The organism is Pantoea sp. USHLN298 (assembly GCF_037149395.1).
Taxonomy (GTDB): Bacteria; Pseudomonadota; Gammaproteobacteria; order Enterobacterales; family Enterobacteriaceae; genus Pantoea; species Pantoea astica.
On record NZ_JBBCRO010000005.1, the window covers coordinates 248,362 to 270,512 of the forward strand.

Annotated in this window: 19 protein-coding genes and 1 pseudogene; 10 read left to right on the forward strand and 10 right to left on the reverse strand. The window is 58.4% G+C overall.

All coding sequences use genetic code 11. From position 1 onward, the window contains the following. Positions 1–3: 3 nt before the first annotated feature. From WFK59_RS14655 to WFK59_RS14695, 9 genes are all read right to left on the reverse strand, one after another. Positions 4–1,008, reverse strand: coding sequence for a putative FMN-dependent luciferase-like monooxygenase (locus tag WFK59_RS14655; protein ID WP_336756145.1), 1,005 nt, complete (start codon positions 1,006–1,008; stop codon positions 4–6). Further along, entirely contained in the window at positions 1,005–2,639 is a 1,635-nt protein-coding gene (locus tag WFK59_RS14660; protein WP_336756146.1) for an ABC transporter ATP-binding protein, read from the reverse strand. Before WFK59_RS14660 ends, WFK59_RS14655 begins: the two co-directional genes overlap by 4 nt. Continuing rightward, positions 2,636–3,487 (reverse strand): ABC transporter permease, encoded by an 852-nt coding sequence (locus WFK59_RS14665; RefSeq protein WP_336756148.1) that lies wholly within the window; start codon positions 3,485–3,487, stop codon positions 2,636–2,638. The genes WFK59_RS14660 and WFK59_RS14665 overlap by 4 nt, the downstream gene beginning before the upstream one ends. Continuing rightward, on the reverse strand, positions 3,484–4,425 hold the full coding sequence (locus WFK59_RS14670) for an ABC transporter permease (protein ID WP_336756149.1): 942 nt from the start codon (positions 4,423–4,425) through the stop codon (positions 3,484–3,486). The genes WFK59_RS14665 and WFK59_RS14670 overlap by 4 nt, the downstream gene beginning before the upstream one ends. 13 nt (positions 4,426–4,438) lie before the next feature. Further along, positions 4,439–6,073: a TIGR04028 family ABC transporter substrate-binding protein gene (locus WFK59_RS14675; RefSeq protein WP_336756150.1), complete on the reverse strand. Its 1,635-nt coding sequence runs from the start codon at positions 6,071–6,073 to the stop codon at positions 4,439–4,441. 172 nt (positions 6,074–6,245) lie between these two features. Continuing rightward, the gene (locus WFK59_RS14680; protein ID WP_336756151.1) at positions 6,246–7,481 is read right to left on the reverse strand and encodes an MFS transporter; all 1,236 of its coding nucleotides are present in this window, start codon (positions 7,479–7,481) and stop codon (positions 6,246–6,248) included. 99 nt (positions 7,482–7,580) lie between these two features. Beyond that, complete coding sequence (locus WFK59_RS14685; RefSeq protein WP_336756152.1) at positions 7,581–9,935, reverse strand: GNAT family N-acetyltransferase; 2,355 nt, start codon at positions 9,933–9,935, stop codon at positions 7,581–7,583. A gap of 1 nt (position 9,936) precedes the next feature. Next, on the reverse strand, positions 9,937–11,229 hold the full coding sequence (locus WFK59_RS14690) for a lysine N(6)-hydroxylase/L-ornithine N(5)-oxygenase family protein (protein ID WP_233988771.1): 1,293 nt from the start codon (positions 11,227–11,229) through the stop codon (positions 9,937–9,939). Positions 11,230–11,239: 10 nt separating this feature from the next. Continuing rightward, a complete protein-coding gene (locus tag WFK59_RS14695) occupies positions 11,240–12,793 on the reverse strand; it encodes a pyridoxal phosphate-dependent decarboxylase family protein (RefSeq protein WP_336756153.1) in 1,554 nt (517 codons plus the stop codon). Between the two features lie 450 nt (positions 12,794–13,243). Here WFK59_RS14695 and WFK59_RS14700 point away from each other — a divergent pair. Together WFK59_RS14700 and WFK59_RS14705 are read left to right on the forward strand one after the other, a co-directional pair. Next, positions 13,244–13,554 (forward strand): annotated as a pseudogene (locus WFK59_RS14700) (type II toxin-antitoxin system HigB family toxin). Beyond that, positions 13,551–13,970 carry a helix-turn-helix domain-containing protein gene (locus WFK59_RS14705; protein WP_233988768.1) on the forward strand — a complete coding sequence of 140 codons (420 nt, stop codon included), beginning with the start codon at positions 13,551–13,553 and terminating at the stop codon, positions 13,968–13,970. The pseudogene WFK59_RS14700 and the gene WFK59_RS14705 overlap by 4 nt, the downstream one beginning before the upstream one ends. Before the next feature lie 111 nt (positions 13,971–14,081). Here the strand turns inward: WFK59_RS14705 and WFK59_RS14710 are convergent, their stop codons facing one another. Further along, entirely contained in the window at positions 14,082–14,255 is a 174-nt protein-coding gene (locus WFK59_RS14710) for a hypothetical protein (protein WP_336756155.1), read from the reverse strand. A 176-nt stretch (positions 14,256–14,431) separates the two neighbouring features. On the opposite strand from WFK59_RS14710, the gene WFK59_RS14715 reads away from it, so the two are divergent. From WFK59_RS14715 to WFK59_RS14750, 8 genes are all read left to right on the forward strand, one after another. Next, positions 14,432–15,433 carry an MsnO8 family LLM class oxidoreductase gene (locus tag WFK59_RS14715; protein ID WP_336756157.1) on the forward strand — a complete coding sequence of 334 codons (1,002 nt, stop codon included), beginning with the start codon at positions 14,432–14,434 and terminating at the stop codon, positions 15,431–15,433. 22 nt (positions 15,434–15,455) lie between these two features. Next, complete coding sequence (locus tag WFK59_RS14720; protein WP_336756159.1) at positions 15,456–16,610, forward strand: amidohydrolase; 1,155 nt, start codon at positions 15,456–15,458, stop codon at positions 16,608–16,610. Between the two features lie 82 nt (positions 16,611–16,692). Further along, positions 16,693–18,006: an LLM class flavin-dependent oxidoreductase gene (locus WFK59_RS14725; protein WP_233988765.1), complete on the forward strand. Its 1,314-nt coding sequence runs from the start codon at positions 16,693–16,695 to the stop codon at positions 18,004–18,006. 11 nt (positions 18,007–18,017) lie between these two features. Further along, positions 18,018–18,959, forward strand: a complete 942-nt coding sequence (locus tag WFK59_RS14730) for an ABC transporter substrate-binding protein (RefSeq protein WP_336756161.1) — start codon at positions 18,018–18,020, stop codon at positions 18,957–18,959. Positions 18,960–18,969: 10 nt separating this feature from the next. Beyond that, the gene (locus WFK59_RS14735) at positions 18,970–19,482 is read left to right on the forward strand and encodes a GNAT family N-acetyltransferase (protein WP_336756162.1); all 513 of its coding nucleotides are present in this window, start codon (positions 18,970–18,972) and stop codon (positions 19,480–19,482) included. A 9-nt stretch (positions 19,483–19,491) separates the two neighbouring features. Then, on the forward strand, positions 19,492–20,418 hold the full coding sequence (locus tag WFK59_RS14740; protein WP_233988762.1) for an amino acid ABC transporter permease: 927 nt from the start codon (positions 19,492–19,494) through the stop codon (positions 20,416–20,418). Further along, the gene (locus tag WFK59_RS14745) at positions 20,402–21,196 is read left to right on the forward strand and encodes an amino acid ABC transporter ATP-binding protein (RefSeq protein WP_233988761.1); all 795 of its coding nucleotides are present in this window, start codon (positions 20,402–20,404) and stop codon (positions 21,194–21,196) included. Before WFK59_RS14740 ends, WFK59_RS14745 begins: the two co-directional genes overlap by 17 nt. Before the next feature lie 8 nt (positions 21,197–21,204). Further along, positions 21,205–22,110: an ABC transporter substrate-binding protein gene (locus WFK59_RS14750; RefSeq protein ID WP_336756164.1), complete on the forward strand. Its 906-nt coding sequence runs from the start codon at positions 21,205–21,207 to the stop codon at positions 22,108–22,110. Positions 22,111–22,151: the final 41 nt, after the last annotated feature.

The following is a 22,151-nucleotide window of genomic DNA, read 5'->3' on the forward strand; positions in this document are numbered from 1 at the left end:
CTGTTAGCGAGATTCGCCAGCCGCACGAAGCGCTGGCGCAAGATGGTCGGCAATCAGTTCGATCGAGCGCAGCGTGTCCGCGTGCGACGGCTCAACGGAGTGCACCTGGAAAGAGATATCAGTAACGCGCGACAGCGTGCTGTCCTGCGCCAGCGACTGTTGCACCGCAGCAACGTCACCTACGTGCGCATCAAACTGCGCCAGCAGATCGTCAAACCGTTCGCCACGTAACCGATGTCCGGCAGCCTGATACTGTTGCGCCTGCTGCCGAATGCCCGGCTCAGCAATCTGGCGCGCATAGGCGGTCGAGTCGGCAACAAAAGCGGTCCGTGAGGCGAGAATGCGGGGCGTTACGCCCGCCGGTAGCGCAGCCAGATAGGCGTCGATCAGCGGATTCTGCAAGGCATCAAGCGGCAACGCCGGTTGATCGGCCGGACGCGGCTGGGTGCGGGAGAGCATCAGACCGTGGCCGCCCTGGGCGGCACGCACGGCACCTTCCACCGAAAAGGTGGCGATCCAGACGCGATTGGCCAGTTGCGCCGCAGCCGGATAGAGATGGTTATCCGGATGACCGAGCGAGTCACCACGCCAGGCGCTGAGCAGCGTATGCAGATGTTCAGCAAACACCGTGCCGCGTGCCTCAAAACGCTGACCAAATGACTGAAACGAAGAGGGCGTGCCACCCGATCCCAGCCCGATCTCCAGCCGTCCTTCCGCCAGCTGATCCAGCACGGCGGCATCTTCCGCTACCCGCAGCGCATTCTCCATCGGCAGGGTGATAATAGCCGTACCGAGCCGGATGCGACGGGTGAGCGCGGCAACGTGCGCCAGAAACAGCAGCGGTGAAGGCAGGCCGCCCTCATCCTGATGAAAATGGTGCTGCGCGACCCAGGCATTATCAAAGCCACATCGCTCCGCGTGCTGAATCTGTTCGGTTGCCAGCCGGTAACGCTGTCCGGCCGGCACCTTATCCAGCAGTCGGGTAAAAAAGCCGAGGCGACGGGTCATGCTGACTCCTTAGTTTTCTGGGAAAGCGTGTTCAGGGGAATAAGGGGCGGAATGGCGGCGATCAGTTCGCGTGTGTAAGGATGGCGGGGCGCAGAAAATATCGTGACAACGTCACCTTGCTCAGCCACTTCTCCCGCTTTCAGCACCGTCACGCTGTCAGCGATCTGCCGCACCGTGGCTAAATCATGGGTGATGAACAGATAGGTGAGTCCGGACTCTGCCTGGAGTTGCTGTAGCAGATCAAGGATCTGCGCCTGCACGGTGACATCAAGCGCGGAAGTCGCTTCATCCAGTACCAGAATATCCGGCTCGGTGATCAGCGCACGCGCCAGCGCGATCCGTTGACGCTGACCACCAGAAAGCTGGTGTGGCCGACGCGTTAACATCGCCAGCGGCAGCGCCACTCGGGTGGTCACCGCTTCAACCCGCTGCCGTCGTACTTCGCGGCTCAGACGTTCAAAATTACGTAACGGCTCCTCGATGATCTCATACAGCGTCTGACGCGGATCGAGCGAAGCAAAGGGATTCTGATAGACGAACTGGATTTTACGCCGCAGCTGGCGCAGCGCTTCGCCGCGCAGTCCGCTGACGATCCGCCCATCCAGCGAAACCGTGCCGCTGTCTGCCGTTTCAAATCCCATCACGATGCGCGCCAGCGTGGTTTTGCCCGAACCGGATTCACCGACCAGCGCATGAGTTGTGCCGCGAGCCACCTGAAAGCTGACCTGATCCAGCGCCTGTAACCGCTGCTGTTTACCGAGCGCAAAACTTTTGGCGATCGCGGTGGCCTGAATAGCAGGAGCAGCAAAAGAGGAACGTTGTGGCGGCGTGCGGGTTCGCCGCTGCGGGGCCGCGTCATGCAGCAACTGGCGGGTATAAGGATGCGCCGGGTCGTCGATCAGTCTGGCTGCCGGCGCGGATTCCTGAATTTCACCGTGGCGGAACACCATAATGCGGTCAGCCCGTTGGGCCGCCAGCGCCAGATCGTGGGTCACAAACAGCACCGCGGTGCCCGATTCACGCCGCAACTGATCCAGCAGATCGAGAATGCGCTTCTGAACGGTCACATCCAGCGCGCTGGTCGGCTCATCCGCAATGATCAGTTCGGGTTGCAGCGCCAGCGCAATGGCGATCAGTACCCGCTGCTTCATGCCTCCTGACAGGTGATGCGGATACTGGTGAACACGCTGCTCCGGATAGCTCAGTCCGACGCGTGTCAGCAACTCAATCACCCGTTGCTGACGTTGCGCCGCGCCGATTTTCAGATGCAGCCGCAGGATCTCAGCCACCTGCTCACCGATGGTCTTCACCGGATTGAGTGAATTACCGGGGTCCTGAGGCACCAGACTGATGCGGGCACCACGCAGCGAATCGTAACGTTTTTGCGACCACTGACTGATATCCACGCCGTTAAGCCGGATTTCGCCGTGGTCGCGCCGGGCATTGTCCGCCATCAGGCCGATAATTGCCTGAGCGGTAGTGGTTTTGCCGGAACCCGATTCGCCCACCAGCGCTACCATCTCTCCGGGGTTAATTTCAAAACTGACGTTATGCACCACCGGTTGCCATAGATTGCCGCTGCGATAACTCAGCGTCAGCTGATCGACCGCCAGTAACGGTTGCCTGCTCATCGGCGTCCTCCTGCAAGCTGTTGACTGATGCGGTTCGCGGCGAGTACCACCGCTACCACCACCACGCCAGGAAAGGTGGTCAGCCACCAGGCGGTGGCCAGATAATTACGGCCTTCGGCAATCAGCAATCCCCACTCCGGAATCGGCGGCGGCGTGCCGTAACCGAGGAAGCTCAGGGTCGAGAGTGCCAGAATCGCCTGACCAAACTGTAATGCGGCATAGGCGATGACCGGGCTCAGCGCATTCGGCAGAATGTGACGCCACAGCACGGTGAAAAAACGGCCGCCGCTGCCATACGCGGCTTCGATATATTCACTGTGACGAATGCGCACCACTTCAGCGCGCGCCAGCCGGGCGAAACTGGCGATCGACGCAATCCCCACGGCCAGCGCCGCGTTCAGCGTGCCGAAACCGAGCAGAATTAACAGACTCAGCGAGAGTAACAGCGCCGGAATCGCCAGCAGCACATCAACGGCACGCATCAGCACCGATTCCGTTTTGCCGCCGGTGGCACCGGCGATCAAGCCCAGGGCGGTACCCGCCACCAGCCCAATGGTGACCGCGATAAACGCTGCGGAGAGCGAGTGCGACGCGCCGTAAACGATGCGGGCAAACAGGTCACGTCCCAGCTGGTCGGTACCGAGCCAGTGGCCCGCCTGTGGTGCCAGCCGTTGCGCGCCAGCGATGCCCTCGACCGGACTGGCATCGGTAAACAGGCCAGGAAACAGCGCCGCCAGCAAAGCCAGTAGCATCACCAGACCTGCCAGCCACAAACCAGGCTGCAGGGGAGAGCGGCTTTTTCCGGACCGTGCCGGAAGCCGCGCCGCGGCATAATCAACCAGACTCATGGTGTCCCCTTTAACAGTTGTAAGCGCGGGTCGAGCAGCGGCATCAGCAAATCCACCGCCAGGTTAATCACCACAAAGCCCAGCGCCGAAATCACCACCACCGCCTGCAGCACCGCGACATCCTGATTGTTAACCGCCTGCTGGGTCAGCTGGCCGAGCCCGCCCAGACCAAATACCGTCTCGGTAATCAGCGCCCCGGCGATCAGTTCACCCAGCAGCAGGCCTGCCACGGTCAGCACCGGCAGCAGAGCGTTGCGCAATACGTGCCGCCACAGCACGTCGCTTTCGCTGGCGCCTTTGGCCCGTGCCACCGCCACAAACGGACGGGTTGAAACCTCATCAATACTGCGCAGCAGAATCTGCGCCAGCGGCGCGGAGATCGGGATGGCCACGGTGATAATCGGCAGAATCAGTCCCTGCCACGGCGAGGGATTGATCACCGGTATCCAGCGCAGCTGGAAAGAGAACAGCTGTATTAAGGCGATCCCCAGCCAGAAGGTGGGAACCGAGATAAACAGTGCCGGCAGCGATTGCAGCAGATTGCGCAGGCTGCGTAGCGCGGGCAGGCGGCAGAGCGCGGCCAGCGCAAACGCCAGCAGCGCGGCCAGAAAAAATCCGCACAGCGCCAGGCGCAGGGTGCCCGGCAGGTTACTGATGATCAGCTGGCTCACCGGCACGCCAGCCTGAACCGAATAACCAAAGTCACCGTGCAGCATGGCGGCCAGCGTATGCAGATATTGCTGCCACAGCGGATTGTCAGCGCCATAAGCCTGACGCATCTCTGCAATCTGCTGCGGACTGAGGCCGAGATCGGGATTCTGAAACTTAATCAGCACTGCATCGCCGGGCAGCACCTGCAACAGCACGAAAGAGAGGCTGAATGCGGCCCACAGAACCAGCAGCCCCAGCCCAGCCCGATGCAACAAGTAATGGCGCATCACAGACTCCGGTTTAATGTTTTTCCAGCCAGGCGCCATACAGCGCCGGACGGCCTACCGCTTCAAACTTCACCCCTTTCAGCCAGGGCGCACCGGCAAAGACCTGCGGCTCTTCGAAAATCGGGATAACGTAGGCCTGATCGAGCAGATAACGCTGCACGTCGCCAGTCAGCTGCAGCCGTTTAGCCGGATCGACCTCGGCTGAGATAGCCACCAGTAGCTGATTAAGCCGATCGTCGCGGAAGTTTTTCACCTTGTCGCTGGAACCGCCTTTTTGCAGCAGGTTGTCGCGGTTAGCGGGATAGAAACTGCTCTTGATCACATCCGGATCGGCGCGGCCCACTTCGGTGACGTTAAGCGGGGTTTTGAGGGGATCGAGATTGTCCAGCGTTTTACTGCCGGCATCGCCGGCTTTCACCGTCAGGGCAACGCCCACCTGACGCCACTGCTGCGCCACCAGCTGCAGCACCTCTTTGTTCTGTGGCTGCGGTAACGATTCATATACGGTCAGCGCCAGCCGCTGACCCGCTTTCTGCCGAATACCATCGGCACCCGGCTGCCAGCCCGCCTGATCCAGCAGCGCTTTGGCTTTCGCCTGGTCAAAGGTCAGTTTGTCTGACAGATCGACGTAACCGGCCGCCGTAGAGGCCACGACCGACCTAGCCTGCGGGTAATTGGGTGAGAACAGCGTATCCACCACCTGTTTCGCGTTGGTGGCATGCAGCAACGCCTGACGGACGCGGATATCGCTCACCAGCGGATTGTCCGGGCGGAAGCTCAGGCTGTCGTTGACGCCACGGGTCGGTGCCGCATAGATCGGGAACTTCTGCTCGCTGGCCTGTTTCTCATCATAGGCCTGTACCTGACGGATCAGATCGGCCTGACCGGCCAGCAGCGCGCCGATGCGCACGCTATCTTCCGGGGTAACCAGTACTTTAATTCCGTCCAGATTGGCCGGGCCCTGTTGCGGGCTGCTTTTCGGTCCCCACTGGTAATCTTTACGCGCCACCAGATCGACTTCGCGCCCCAGCTTCTCATCGCTGACCACGAAGGGACCCGAACCAATGATATGGCGGGCATCACCCAGCTGATCGAAGCTGCGCGCCAGCGTGCTGAGTGAAACCAGCCCGGAGCCGATAGTCGCCGTGCCCTGCAGGAATCCCGGTGACGGCTTTTTAAAATAGAATTTTACCGTCAGCGGATCGATGACCTCGCTGTGATCATAATTATTGATCACCTCTGACACCGGCAGCCGCAGGGCTTTGTTTCCCAGCCCGTAGGTATCGAAGTTTTTCGCCACTGCATTGGCATCTAACGGTGTGCCATCGGAGAAGGTCACGCCGGGACGGAGTTTAAAGGTGTACTGCGTTTTGTCGGCGTTGGTGGTCCAGCTCTCGGCAATCCAGGGTTCCACCTGCAGGGTTTCGGGGTTCTGCCAGGTTAGCTTGTCGGTAATCTGATTCAGAATACCGCCATTAGGATAAAAGCCGCCGGCCGGTGGATAGAGATTAGTATGTGCCTGCTGCTCCAGATAAATCAGCGTTCCGCCTTTGACCGGTGCGGCGACGGCGTTTACGGCAATACTCCCGGCAAGTAAAGTCAAAACCAGCGCACGTAAAGGTGGCGCACGGTGAAAAAACGTCTTCATGATGAATTCCTTTGTTATCAATTATCTCAACAGACGGAATCATCATCGAATGGCGCCACACGCAGATGAACTAATGAATTGGTCCAAGCTTATCTGAAAAAAATAAATACCTGATAGCGGGCAGCAGGCTCAGCAGGATGAACGCCCGCCCGGCGCGCGGGCAGGACGAGGGTTACTCCGCACTCAGCAGCGCCTGGCGGCGCTGATTTTCACGTAAAAAACCGGACAACAGCCCCAGCCACAGCAGGCCACAGCTAAGGTTCACCAGACTGAAACCCCGGCTGCCGCCTCTGAACCAGGCAGTTTTCGCCGCTTCTATCCCCAGCGCAATCACCAGGATACTCACCATCCCCAGCATAGCCGCCACGCTGCCTTTTCCGGCGTGGCTGGAAAAGAGCGTCAGGCGGTAGCGCCCGGCGCTGACCAGCCCGGTGCCGAAGCCGTAAAGGCTGAGCCCGGCCGTCAGCCAGCCATAACTCTGCGGGCTAATCAGGCTGGCAAACAGGGCAATTGCCAGCCCACCGACCACTGGCCAGGCACCCAGCCGCAGCGGTTGCGCAATCGGCAGGCGGCTGGTGAGGCGGCTCAGCGTCAGATTTCCGGCAATCATCGCCGCGAAAACCGGCAGTTGCAGCAGGGCATAGTCGAACCGGCTCAGTCCGGCATCATGAATCAAAATCACCGGCGACAGCGCCACCCACGCCAGACAGGGCAGGCTGACCAGACCAATTGCCAGCGAGCCGCGCATCACCTGACGATCCCGAAACAGCGCAAGGTAGCCTTTGCCGATCGACGCCAGCGACAGCGGCGCTGCCGGCTTATCTGAAGTTTCCGGCATGGCATACCACAGGCCCGCCAGCGCCAGCGCGGTCAGGGCGGCAAATACCCCGAACAGCGCGCGCCAGTCACCCACTGACAGAAACGCGGCGCCCGCCAGGGGACCCGCCAGCGGTGCCAGCAGCGCCACATTCGCCATTAACGCCATGATCTTCACGCTGACCGCTTCGCTGAAGGCTTCCTGCACGGCGGCGTAACCCACCGCGCCAATAAAACAGAGGCTGAAGCCCTGCAGAAAACGCAGCAGGACAAACTGCTCAATGCTCTCTACCCAGTGGGTTGCCAGGCAGCTGAGCATAAAAAAGGCCGCCCCGCTGAGCATCACCGGACGCCGTCCGAAGCGGTCGGAAAGGGGACCCAGCAACCACTGCAGCGTCATGCCGCCGATGAGGTAGGCGGTGAGCGAGGCGGAGACCCATTGCGGGCCGACCCCAAACTCCTGGGTCACCAGCAGCATCCCCGGCTGGATCATGTCATGGGCGATATAGGTGGCAAATTCAAACAACACCAGCGACAGCGGAAAGATAAGATGGCGGCGCATCCGGAGAGAAACCGAGGGTAATAAAGCCATAACGGAAAGCGTCCTGAAATGAACATTGCTGATAAAAAAATGACGCGGCCACCAAAGTGACCGCGTCACCTAATCTGACGTCAATCTGCCTGCAGACGATCAGCGCCAGCGGGCAATCGGGTTATCCAGCGTACCGGCAAATTTAAGGTTTTCGGCCGGATCGGCGAGGTTAATCATCTGCTGATTATTCGCCAGCTGCAGACGGTTCAGGCAGGAGCGGGTAAACGCCGGAGCAAACATATCGTAGCGCTCAAACTTATCGGCCAGATGCGGATGCGCCTGCTGGTAATCTTTAACGCACTGCGCCACCGCCTGCCAGAAATCGTCTTCCGCCAGCGTGCCGGATTGATGCAGAACCGCGCTGATAAAGCGGAAAATGCAGTCAAACACGTCGGTGAAGATCGACAGCAGTTTGAGATTTTCCGGCACGTCCACCGCCAGCCGCTGCACCTTGTCCGGCAGCACCGCCTCCGGATTCATCACCGCAATCTCCTCGCCGATATCCTTCATATAAGCACTGACCGGCACGTTGTTTTCCAGCAGCATAATCAGGTTCTCGCCGTGGGGCATGAAGACCAGATCGTGCTGATAAAAACAGTGCAGCAGCGGGCTGAGATAGCAGCGCAGATAGCGATCGATCCACGGCTTCGCCGCTATACCGGAGTCGGCGATCAGTGCCGGCAGCAGGGGCTGCTGATGCTGATCGATGTGCAGGAAGGAAGCCATCGTCATCAGCCGCTGGCCGGGCCTGAGGCTGGTCACCGGATTATCGCGCCACAGGGCGGCAAACATCTTTTTGTAAGCCGAGTCGCCTGTGATCGCCTGTTCGTAGTAGCGGTTGTGATAACCGACCGCCGCCACTTCGCGCAGGATGCGGAAGTCACACGCCTGCAGCCACGCGTCGTCAGCCACCAGCGTTTCCAGCCACTGATTGATGGCGGGCGTCGTCGACATGTAATAGGGCGACAGACCGCGCATAAAGCCCATGTTGAGCACCGACAGGGCCGTTTTGACGTAGCGTTTTGTCGGCTGGCTGCGGTTGAAGAAGGTACGAATAGACTGCTGTGCCTGGTAACGATCGTCACCCTCGCCGAGATAGACAATATCGTTGCTGGCGATGTCAGCGGCAAACACCGTCAGCAGCTTGTTCTGCCACTGCCAGGGGTGAACCGGCATCAGAATATACGCTTCAGCCGCCAGCCCTTTGCCGATCAGTTGCTGATGAAAACGGTCAACCGTTTCCTCACCCAGCTCATCGCGCATCAGTTGCTGGTAACTCAGGTTGCTCAGGCTGGAGAAGTGCGCATTGCGCTGGTGTACCGCCACCCAGATCAGCGTGATCGGTGCCGCTGCTTCGGGGGCATACGCCAGATAGTCGCGGGCGTCAAAGCCGATACGGCCATTGTTGGCAACAAAGCAGGGATGCCCTTCGGTCATCGCCGCTTCCACCGTCTGGAAATCCGCTTTGACCAGCGCCTGACTGTCGGGATTGTTCTTTTTCAGCTTATAGACGCTGCTGCACAGCGTGCTGCTGATCTCTTCCATATAGGTCGCCAGCAGCGCCTGGGTGATGCCGATCTGCGCGTTGAACTCCACGATGAACTGCAAGGCATCCAGCGGCAGCGGACGTCCATTCTCCTGTTTGCTCAGCGAATCCGCCTCGATCTCCCAGTGATCCAGCGCCAGCCGGGACGCCTGGAATTGATAAACCGCCTCGCCGCCCGGCACCGCCAGCGTGTAGTTGCCCGGACCGGTTTCAGCCGGGGCGATGATTTTTTCATGGGCAAATTCAGCAATCGCTTTACGGATCAGCAAACGGTTAGCCCGCGCCCAGTTGTCGCCCGCCAGATGCGCGCCATTGAGTAATGATGGTGTGGTGTTCATAGTCTGCGACTCCTGCAGTAGAGCGTGTTGATAATCTTCACGCTGGCAAAACGCCAGCCAGGCGGTTTTGTGACCCATATCGATGGTGTGCTGGTAACGGAAGCCGGCACGCCGGTTGAGACGGTGGATTTTCTCGTTGCGCACATCCGGCTCAACCACCACCCGACCCACTTCTGGCCGGCTGAACAGGTAGTCCATCACCAGGGTGAAAACCTGCCAGCTAAAGGCCTTGATCGGCTGGTTGGCGGGTGCAATCAGAATGTGCATCCCGTAATCATCCGGCGCGGCGGGATAGTATTTGCCGACCTCGTCGTCACAGGCGCGATAGCATTCGATCAAACAGACTGGCCGCTCATCACAGCAGCCGATCAGCGCCGCATGGGGATCGGCTGCCGTCAGCGTCTGGTAGAACGACGCAACCTGCTCAGGACGCTGCTGCTGCATTCCCCAGAAGCGCGCGTAATCGCCACTTACCCACTGATGGATCAGCGGGATATCTGTGGCATCAAGCGGCCTGAGGCTGAAGTTGCCCGCCGGACGTGGCGCGCTAAAAAGAACAGGTGAGGACATATCAACGCTCCGATTGTGCCGGGAAGGTCTGGAAGGCGATTTGACGTTCAACCGGATAGATTTCCCGTCCGGTCAGTTCGCGCAGTAACACCGAGTTGCGGTAGCAGGCCATGCCGAGATCGGGGGTGACGAAACCGTGGGTATGCAGCTCCGCGTTCTGAACAAAGATTTGGTTGTGATAATCGATGCTGTAGTTGCGTTGCACATCGTAGCGACCCTTGCTATCCCAGCGCAGCCGCTGAGTAATCCCTTCCAGAAACATCGGAGGGCGATAGTGATAGCCGGTCGCCATCACCAGCCCTTCGGTCCGACGGGTAAAAGTTGCGTCCTGCTCCTCCTGATGCAGCGTCAGTTCAAATTCTCCCTGCGGCAGCCAGCGCATGTCGGTCAGGGCGGCGTGCGTGAACAGATTGACGTTGAGATCGCCGTCCAGCTGCTTGATATACATCAGATCGTAGATGTCGTTGATCAGGCTGCTGTTGATCCCTTTGTAGAGGTTTTTATGGTTGGCGTTCAGTTCATCGCGTCGTTCAGCCGGCAGGTTGTGGAAATAATCGACCCATTCGGGCGAGGTCATCTCCAGCGTCAGCTTGGTGTATTCCAGCGGGTAGAAACGCGGCGCGCGGGTGATCCAGTTAAGCTGATAGCCGAAGCGGTCAATGTCACCCAGCAGATCGTAGTAAATTTCCGCTGCGCTCTGCCCGCTGCCTAGCACGGTGATCGAACGCTGGTTCTGTAACCTGGCTTTGTTACGCAGATATTCGCTGGAGTGGGTCAGGCGCGCGCGATGCGGCGCGCTGCATTCCGGCATCCAGGCGGTAGGGCCGGTGCCAAGGATCAGATGGCGCGCCAGCCACTGCTGCGTCTTGCCGCTGACGGTATCGGTCACGCTGAGACGGTAGGCACCGCTCGCCTCATCGTAGCGGACATCATCAACGTGACTGTTCCAGCGCAGATTACTGAGTTTCGTGCTGGCCCACTGGCAGTACTGGTTATACTCTTTGCGCATCAGGAAGAAGTCCTCGCGGATGTAAAACGAGTAGATCTTGCCCTTTTGCTTCATATAGTTAAGCAGGCTGTAGGGACTGGTAGGATCGGCCAGCGTGACCAGATCCGCCATAAACGGCGTCTGCAGATGGGCGCTTTCCAGCATCATGCCGGTGTGCCAGTCAAACCCCGGATTCTCATCAAGGAACAGTCCATTCAGTCCCTCAACCGGCTCACTCAGGCACGCCAGGCTCAGGTTAAACGGGCCGATGCCAATACCGATAAAATCATAAATGGTGTTATTCATGTTGGCGCTCTCACTGATTAGCCGCATTCAGCGCCGATGCCCGCAGATGTTCACGGCCATAGTGCGCAATCAGGCCGATAACGTCTTCAATATCGGCGGCGGTAGTGGTGGGGTTAAGCAGGGTGAATTTCAGGTATTGCCGGCCGTCAACTTTGGTACCGGCAATCACCGCATTGCCGGAGCGGAACAGCGCTTTACGGATGGCGGCGTTGACCTCATCAAGCTGGCTATCGCTGATGCCCGCTCTGGGCAGATAACGAAAGATCTGCGTAGTCAGCTCCGGCGCGTGCAGCACCTCGATCGCCGGATGTGCGCTTAGCAAGCGATGGGCGGTTTGGGTCAGCCGCAGCAGGCTATCGAAAGCCTCGCCCAGCGCCGCCGGTCCCATCACGCGCAGCGTCAGCCACATTTTCAGCGCATCGAAGCGGCGGGTGGTCTGAATACTTTTATTGACCAGGTTGGGCGTGCCTTCCTGCTGGGCGCTGAGCGGATTGAGATAGTCGGCGTGGTGGGTGACATGTTTCAGATTCTGACTGTCGCGTACGAAAAACGCGCCGCAGCTCACCGTCTGGAAGAATGACTTGTGATAATCCACGGTCACGGAGTCTGCCAGCTCAATGCCATCCAGGCGGGCGCGATGCTGTTCGGAAACCAGCAGACCACAGCCGTAGGCGGCATCAACGTGCATCCACAGACCATAACGCTGGCAGATTTGCGCCACGTCTGTCAGCGGATCGATACTGCCGAAATCTGTGGTGCCGCTGGTCGCCACTACGGCAATCGGAATCAATCCTTCAGCGTGACAGCGGGCTATTTCCTGTTCCAGCCGTCGGGCATCCATCCGGTAGTGCGCATCGTGATCGACCGGAATGACGGCGTCATAGCCCAGCCCCAGAATCGCCATCGATTTCTGAATGCTGAAGTGGCTCAGTTTTGAGGTCAATACCCGCCATCGGGCGGCGTTTTCAGGCAGGCCGCGCTGCTTGATCAAATGACCGGCATGATGGGCAGCGCACCAGCTATCGCGAGCCAGCAGCATCGCCATCAGATTGGACTGGGTTCCGCCACTGGTAAAAATGCCATCCGACCCGGCGGGCAGGCCGATTCGTGCCAGCGTCCAGTCAATCACCTTTTGCTCAATCAGCGTGCCGCCTGCGCTCTGGTCCCAGGTATCCACCGAACTGTTGACCGCCGCCATAATCTGCTCAGCCATCAGTGAGGGAAGCACAACCGGACAGTTGAGGTGTGCCAGATATTTCGGGTGGTGAAACCAGACGGCGTCGCGCAGATAGAGCTGGTTCAGCTCCGCCAGCGCGGCGTCGTTATTGCCGAGGGGCTGATCCAGATTGACGCCGCTAAATTCCGCAGCCAGTTCATGAGGCAGAATACCGCTGAACGGTTTTTCCACCTGACTGAGGGTACGGGTCATCAGCGTCAGCACTTCCTGCGTCTGCCGGGACCAGGCTGCCAGTTGCCGATCGTTAAACAGTGACGCTTCGGGACCGCTGACGGGAGGCAAATCAGACGAGTCAGGTACCGATTGAACAGATGAGCGTAAGACCATGTTGAGTTCCTGTGCTGTAACCAATTGACGCTGCCGGCATAAAACCGTCAGTGTGGGCATCAGCTCAAAAGCTCCAGTAAACATTACGTTAACTAACCAGACAAAAACCCTGCCAGCAGCGCGGGATAGCACTTTTGCCTGTAAAATGTGAAATTCCGTAGTTTATTTGTGGTTTAATCAGCGTATATCGCTGTTTTTTGTTATGCGAAGATTGTAAATGTTAATCATTATCATTCAATCTTTTTGTTGTGGGAATTTATTTGTAAATGTTTCTAATATGGAAAATGTGATTGATATCACTTTTATTGCGGTGGCGGTAGAGATCAGATGAAGGATGGCGAAAGCAGAATGGCAGGCTCAGCTGCGATGATTTAACCCCTATGTTTCCTTGTTGGAAACTTAGTGAAAATGCGATACGCTGCTTACTGAGTCCGGACAGGCGAGGGAAGCATGCACGTTATCTCAAGGGAGCCATTCAGGGAAGCAGCAGCAGAGTTTCCAAACGACGCCACTGCATTGGATGCCATATATCTGGTGTTAAAAGGCGAAAATTTTAGGTCGCCAGACGCATTAAAAAGCGATTTCTCAGCCTGGACCGGATGAAATATCGGGAGAAATGGTGGGTAATTGATGCAGGCGGTAATAACCTGAGGATAATGTTTTTCGTTGATTTTGAGCGAAGCAAAATTTTCATCTAGCATATCGTTACGCATGCGGAATACGACAGGCTTATAAAGAAGTATCGGGAGCAGAAAGAATGATTACCGAAGCTATTCAGGCTACCAACCAACTGATTGAAATTATTCCTTTTTTAGGAGGGAGCACTCAGAAAAAGGATTATGAACAGGCACTGGAATTGGTGGAGTATCTGGTAGAGCATCAACCTGATAGCCCGCTAATTGATATGCTGGCTGATAAAGTGGCCCGTTACGAAGATAATGCACCTGAATTCGCTGAGTTTAACGCCCGCATTGCAAAAATGCCGCAGGGCGTTGCGTTACTGCGAGTACTGATGGATCAGTATGGCCTTAATCAATCCTCGTTTACTGAAGAAATTGGCCAGCGCTCTTACGTGAGCCGTATTCTGCGTGGTCAACGATCCTTAACGGATAAACATAAAGCGCGTCTGGCAGCGCGGTTTAATCTGCCGTTCGAAGCCTTTAATGGCAAGGCGTAGATCGGGCTGAACATGCCGTATTACCTGCTTAATTCCTCTGGCGCACTCATCCACCACGCGAACGGATAAGCAGGCAATATTAAATATCTGCACGCTCAGCTGCCGTGGTGATTAAGAGCCCGGATCGGCCAGGCATTTTTCTGCCTCTTTTCTGACAGCAACATTTCTGCTGATCTTCATATTTGCGGCTAAATTAACTTTCTCCTCAGCTGATGAGGGCTTAATACGCTTTTCTGCAAACCATTCCCGATTAATCTGGATTAAGCCCGAAACAGTCCCCATCATTTAAATTCTCGCCATCATTAATTTTATGTCTATGTTTTAAAAGCTCATTATTATTTACCTCGCCTCTATCTCTTCCGATATGAATAAATTAAAAAACCATAAAACAATATGATGTTTTACCTGATAACACAGCCGCCGCACACTGGTCAGCAACCGGAATAATAAGGATCAGGTGAATGGCATATCGATTAAGTCTGTTAGACAAAGCACCCGTTGCAGAGGGGGAATCGCCTGCCGCCGCGTTGCAGCGCACGCTGCAACTGGCGCAGCAGGCGGAGGAGTGGGGTTATCACCGCTTCTGGCTGGCGGAACATCACAACACCGCGCAGCTGGCCAGTCCGTCACCGGAACTGTTAATTGCCTGGATCATTGCCCAGACCCGACATATTCGCGTCGGATCGGGCGGGGTGATGCTTCAGCATTACAGTCCCTACAAGGTGGCGGAAAATTTCAATCTGCTGGCGTCACTGGCACCGGGCCGCGTCGATTTAGGCATCGGCAAAGCGCCGGGCGGATTACCGCTTTCGACCCGTGCGCTTCAGCTGGGCGTGCAGCCGTCAGAGAAGGGCAGTTTTGCCGAGCAGCTGCAACTGCTGGATAACTGGCTGCAACCCGACCGCAACAGTCACGATGACGATGAACGGCTACAGGCCACACCGTTGCCGCCACGGCCAGTGAACCGTTTCCTGCTGGGTGCCAGTGAAGAGAGCGCCCGACTGGCCGCGAGTCTCGGCTGGCAGCTGGTGTTCGCCGCCCATCTGAACGGTGACCGCCAGTTACTTGAGCAGGTGCTCAGCACCTATTCACACCTGAGCAACGGCCAGCGGGCGCTGGTGGCGGTTCAGGTGGTGGTGGCCGATTCACCCGCCGGCGCGGATCTGCTGGTCTCTTCGCTTCGCCATTATCATGTGTCGGTGAAAGATGGTCCGGGCGTGAATGTCGCCAGCCTGGAACAGGCCGAACGTTATGTACGTCAGGGCGGCTACCGTGATTATCAGATAGAGCCGCGCACGCCATCGTTGCTGAAAGGGACCGCAGCACAGGTCCATGCCCAGCTCGATGCCCTGCATCATAACTTTGGTATCGACGAGTTTATTATTGATACGCCGATCGCCGAGCCAGTCGCACGCCACCATTCGCTGGCATTGCTGGCCACGCATCATCTGGTCGCAGCCTGATCGCCCTGAGCGGAGAGTCATCATGAAGCCGAATGCATCACAACTGATCGAATGGCGGCGCGAGCTGCATACCTGGCCGGAGCTGTCGGGCCAGGAGTTTGCCACCACGGAACGGCTGCGTCGCTGGCTGCAGGAAGCCGGTATCCGGCTGTCTGATTATCCGCTTGAAACCGGCGTCGTGGCGGAGATTGGACAGGGTGATGCGGTGATCGCACTGCGGGCGGATATTGATGCCCTGCCGATTCACGAGGCGAGTGGCGTACGCTTTCATTCACGTCATCCCGGCGTGATGCACGCCTGCGGCCACGATCTGCACAGCGCGGTGATGTTAGGCGCGGCGCTCCAGCTTAAAGCCAGTGAGCCGCAACTGGCGGGACGGGTACGCATTCTGTTCCAGCCCGCCGAAGAGATCGCCCGTGGCGCACGGCAGTTTATCGCCGCAGGCGTGCTGGATGAGGTGCAGGCCATTTTTGGTATGCACAATGAACCAGCGTTACCGGTCGGCACCTTCGCCACCCGCAGCGGCGCGTTCTACGCCAACGCCGATAAATTTATTATTCGCGTCACCGGTAAAGGCGCTCATGCCGCGCACCCGGAACAGGGCGTCGACAGCATCGTGGTCGCCAGCCAGATCATTCAGGCCTTACAGGGTCTCACCAGCCGCAGCTTCAGCGCGCTCGACAGTCTGGTCATGAGCATTACCCGGATTGACGGCGGGAAAACCTGGAATGTACTGCCCGGCGGCGTGGAGTTTGGCGGCACTGCCCGTACACACGATCTCCAGCTGCGGGCCGAGCTGGAACAGCGGGTGCGCACGCTGGTGGAAAACTTTGCCCGGGCCAGTGGTGCAGAGGCGACGCTGAGCTGGCATCCGGGTCCGCCGGTGCTGGTCAACGATCCCGACTGGGCGCAGTTCAGCAGTGACGTGGCGCAACAGCTCGGCTACCGGGTGCAGCCCGCCGGACTGCATCTGCTGGGCGAAGATTTCGCCTTCTATTTACAACAGGTGCCTGGCGTCTTCGTCAGCATCGGCAGCGCCAGCGATTATGGCCTGCACCACGCCAGCTTTAACCCCGATGAAGCGCTGATCGCCCCCGCGGCGGACTACTTTGCGCAACTGGCCCAACAGGCGTTGCAACAGCTTAACGCGCGATGTCGGGAAGCCATTCTGACCTGATTGTTATCTGCTGATATCCCACTGCGGCGGTCGTCATGACCGCCGTTCAGGCACCGCTTTGACTAAAAAAAGAGAGAGCATCATGAGCACAAGACAACTTCGGCTGGGCACTATGCTGCACGGCGCCTCGGGAAACATGTCCGCCTGGCGTCATCCGGCGGCCCAGGCCGATGCCAGCATCAGCTTCGATTACGCCCGAAAAATTGCCCGCAAAGCGGAGCAGGGCAAGCTCGATTTTCTGTTCGTCGCCGACGGCTTATACATCAATGAAAAGTCGATCCCGCATTTTCTCAACCGCTTCGAACCCCTGACGCTGCTGTCGGCGCTGGCGGGTGTGACAGAACACCTTGGGCTGGTCGGTACCGTTTCAACCTCCTACAGCGAACCCTTCACCGTGGCGCGTCAGTTTGCCAGCCTCGATCATCTCAGCGGTGGCCGTGCCGGCTGGAACGTGGTGACTTCGCCGCTGGAAGGCTCGGCTAAAAACTTCTCGCGTCAGCAGCATCCGGAGCACGCGCTGCGCTATCGCATCGCCGACGAATACCTGCAGGTGGTGAAAGGATTGTGGGATTCATGGGAGCCGGACGCCTTTGTGCGCGACAAGCAGAGCGGCCAGTTTTTCGATCCGGCGAAGCTGCATACGCTGAATCATCACGGTGATTTCTTTCAGGTGCAGGGCCCGCTTAACATCTCGCGCACCCCGCAGGGCCGTCCGATTATCTTCCAGGCCGGTGCTTCAGAAGACGGCAAAAAGCTGGCCGCCCGCCATGCCGATGCCATTTTCACCCACCAGCCAACGCGTGAAGAGGCACAGGCCTTTTACCGTGATGTTAAACAGCAGCTGGTGGCGAATGGCCGTCAGCCAGAGGATCTGCACATCTTTCAGGGCGTGAGCGTGATTGTTGGCGATGATGCGGAAGACGTTGAGCGTCAGTACCAGACCACCGCGGCGCTGGTATCGATTAATGATGCACTCAACTACCTTGGCCGCTTCTTCGACCATCACGACTTTTCCCGGTATCCGCTGGATCAGCCCTTTCCCGACCTTGGTGATATCGGGCAGAACAGTTTCCGCAGCACCACTGATGAGATCAAACGCAAAGCGCGCGAGCACGGCCATACGCTGCGGCAGGCTGCGCTGGAAGCCGCAACGCCTCGTCCGCTGTTCCACGGCACGCCCGAGCAGGTGGCAGATGGCCTGCAACTTTGGTTTGAAACCGCGGCCACCGATGGCTTCATCATCAATGGCGGCACGCCAGATACCTTTGAGCGCTTTGTTGATCGCGTAGTGCCGATTTTGCAGGCGCGCGGCCTGAGCCGCCGCGACTATCCAGGGAAAACCCTGCGCGACAGTTTCGACCTGAAGCCGCCGGTAAATCAGTTCACCTCACAATAAGAGCCTGTGCTATGCAAAAAAATAAAAAACTCATCGCCCTGATTATGCTTGCCGCCAGCGGCAGCGCCCTGGCAGACGGCACCAGCGTGGCCTACAACGGCCAGCGGGTTAGCCTCGACGCCAACAAAGCGCCGATTCACAGCGTGAAAAATCCGCAGGCGGTCGCGCAGTTGCCGGCCGGACATCGCTTTGCGGTGCCGGGTTCATTTACCGTGGCGGTCGCGGCGCAAAACTCCCCGCCGCTGACGGTCTTCTCTGATGACAACAAAACCTTGCTCGGCAGCGAAGTCGATATCGCCCGTCTGGTGGCTGACAGCCTCGGCCTGAAGCTCAACATTGTGCCGACCTCCTGGGAGGACTGGCCGCTGGGCGTCGCCTCCGGCAAATATGACGCGGCGATCTCTAACATCACCGTCACCAAAGATCGTAAAGAGAAGTTCGATTTCGCCACCTACCGCAAAGATTCTCTCGGTTTCTACGTCAAAACCAGCAGCCCGATTAAATCACTGACCAAAGCCGAAGATATTGCCGGACTACGCCTCATCGTCGGCTCCGGCACCAATCAGGAAGCGATCCTGCTGGCGTGGGATAAAGAGAATCAGGCGAAAGGGCTGAAAGCATTTACCCCGATCTATACCAAAGATGATGCCGCCCAGACGCTGGCGCTGCAGGCCGGCCGGGCCGATGCCTGGTTCGGCCCTAACGTGATTGGCGCATGGAAATCGGCGCTTAATGGCAAAACCCGGCTGGTGGGCAGTGTCGATGGCGGCTGGCCAAAGGCGGCACACATTGCGGTAACGGTGAAAAAAGGCAGCGGCCTGGCTGAACCGATCAGTACCGCGCTCAACGGCGTGATGAAAAACGGCGATTACCAGCAGGTGCTGAACCGCTGGGGCGAAGGGGTGGAGCGGATTGATCGTTCCGAAATTAACCCGGCCGGACTGGGCGATTAAGGAGCAGACGATGAGTGAAGCCATATTTCGTGAAGTTTCGCCGGAAGCCCCGGAACTGCAACCGATTCTGACCGGCCTGTTCGGTGAATACGCCGCCCGTTACGGCGACTATTTTGCCCGCCATAAGGAGCAGGAGCTCACCGAGTGGTATCTGCCGCCGCAGGGATTATTCATCGTGCTGGAGCGCGACGCCGAGATCATCGCGATGGGTGCTTACAAACCTTATGACCCGCAGACTGCGGAGCTGAAACGCATCTGGACCCGCAGTGATTTGCGGCGTCAGGGGCTGGCGCTGGTGGTGTTGCAGGAGCTGGAGCGGCGTGCGCTGCGGGCGGGCTATCAGCGGCTGTTTCTTACTACCGGTTTTCGTCAGCCGGAGGCGGTACGGCTTTATACCGGCCACGGCTATCAGCCGCAGTTTGATCTCAGCGGCGATCTCGAACGCTACGGAGCGCCGCCACACGATGGCCGGCTGCGTTTTATTAAAGTGATCGGCGTGCAGGACGTTGCACAGGCGAGTTAAGGAGAGATCATGAGCAAGCATCAACATCTGCAGGTGGTGCCCGCGCGTTATCCGGCCCGCACCCTTGGCGCGATCGTCGCCCTGTTTATTCTGGCTGGCGTCATTCAGTCGGTCGCGTTTAATCCGCGCTGGGAATGGGGCGTATTTGCCCGCTGGTTCTTCGACCCGGTGATCCTGCATGGGCTGGGGCAGACGCTGCTGCTGACGCTGCTCGGCACGGTATTCAGCCTGATTTTTGGCGGCCTGCTGGCGCTGGCCCGCCTCTCATCGTCATGGCTGCTGAGCAGTCTGGCCTGGGGATATATCTGGCTGTTCCGCTCGCTGCCGCTGATCGTCGTGCTGATCATCCTGTACAACTTCTCTTATCTCTACGACACCCTGTCGATCGGGGTCCCCTTTACCACGCTGTCGTGGGGAGCGTTTCAGACCATCAATGTGCTGGGACAGTTTCCGGCGGCGGTGATTGGCTTAACGCTGGTGCAGGCGGCTTACAGCGCGGAGATCATTCGCGGCGGGATTCTGGGTGTGGATCATGGCCAGGTTGAGGCCGCCTCCGCGCTGGGGCTGTCGGCAACCCGTCGCACCTTCCGCATCATTCTGCCGCAGGCGTTACGCGCCATCATTCCCACCGCCTTTAACGAAATCATCAGCCTGGCGAAGGGCACGGCGATGGTTTACGTGCTGGCAATGCCGGAGCTGTTTTACACCATCCAGATGATCTACAACCGCAACCAGGAAGTGATCCCGCTGCTGATGGTCGGTGCCGCCTGGTATCTGATTATTACCACCGTACTGTCGGTGATTCAGCACAGCGTTGAACGCTGGCTGGCCCGCAGCGTGACCCGTGAACCGCAGCCGTCGCGCTGGCGGCAGTGGCGCAACCGCGTTACGCCGCTTAATCCAACCGAGGAGATCAGCCATGTCCGAAGCCATTGATTACCGCACATCACACACCACCGGTGCCATCAGCATTACCGGCGTCAGTAAAAGTTTTGGCAAACATAAAGCGCTGGATGGGGTTTCTCTGTCGCTGGCGCCGGGATCGGTGACGGTGATCCTCGGCCCTTCCGGCTCCGGCAAATCAACGCTGTTGCGCACCATCAACCATCTGGAGCGGGTAGATGAAGGGTTTATCCAGATCGATGGCGATTACATAGGCTATCAGCAACGCGGCGATAAGCTCTATGAACTGAAAGAGCAGGCGATCCTACGTCAGCGCATCAACGTCGGCTATGTGTTTCAGAATTTCAATCTGTTCCCGCACCTCAGCGTGCTGGACAACCTGATTGAGGCACCGATTGCCCATCGCCAGCTCACCAAAGCGGCAGCGATACAGCGCGCCGGTGAATTGCTGGATATTGTTGGCCTGCGGCATAAAGCTGACGCCTGGCCGCGCCATCTGTCGGGCGGTCAGCAGCAGCGTATCGCCATCGCCCGCGCCCTGATGCTCAATCCCCGGGTGATGCTGTTTGACGAACCGACCTCGGCGCTCGATCCGGAACTGGTCGGCGAGGTGCTCGACGTGATTAAGAAGCTGGCGCGTTCCGGCACCACGCTGGTGATCGTCACTCACGAGATCGGCTTTGCCCGCGAAGTGGCGGATAACGTGGTGTTTATGGTCGATGGTCGGATCGTTGAGCAGGGCAGCACCACGCAGGTGCTGAACAATCCGCGTCATGAGCGAACCCGACGCTTCCTGGCGCGCGTACTGTGAGGGTGACGATGAAGCTGAATCCTCTGTCACTGCTGGTGCTGGCGCTGCTGGCGCCGCTGGGGGTTTCCGCCGCTGAACAGCGTGATACCCGGCAAAATGAGACGCCGATTCATGCGCCCGCCAATCCGGCGGCGATCGCTAAAATTCCGGCCAGCTTTGCTTTTATTGAGCCGGGAACCCTGACGGTGGCGACTTCCGCCACCAACTCACCACCGCTGTCGCTGCTGGGGTCGGATAATGTCTCACGCATTGGCAGCGATCCCGACATTGCCCGGCTGCTGGCCGACAGTCTGGGATTAAAGCTGAAGCTGGTGCCCGCTTCGTGGGAAGACTGGCCGCTCGGCATTAGCGCGGGCCGTTACGATGTGGCGATGTTCAATATCGCGGTGACCGAAGAGCGTAAAAAGAAGTTTGATTTCGCCACCTATCGCGCCGATAACCACGCCTTTTCGGTGAAAAGTGACAGCAAAATCACCACGATCAACGCGCCCGCTGACATCGCCGGTAAGCGCATCATCGTGGCCTCCGGCACCAATCAGGAGCGTATCCTGCTGAGCTGGGATGAGCAAAACCAGGCGAAAGGGCTGCCTGCGGTGACGCCGATCTATCTGACCGATGACGCCTCAGCCACGCTTTCTCTGCTGTCGGGACGGGCCGATGCGATGTTCGGTCCGCACTCGATGGCAGCCTGGAAAGTGGCGTCACGCGGCCAGACAAAGCTGGTCGGCAGCGGGCCGTTTCGCGCCTGGGTGGCGGTCACCACCAAAAAGGGCAATGGGCTGGCTCCGGCCCTGCAGGCCGCCATCGATGGTGCCATTCGCGGCGGGCAGTATCAGCAGGTGCTGACGCGCTGGGGTGAACAGGATGAAGCCATTGCCCACTCCACGGTCAATCCTCCTGGCATTCAGTACTGATGCGTCTCAGGCGCTTCGGCGCCGTTTATTCAGCGTTACCT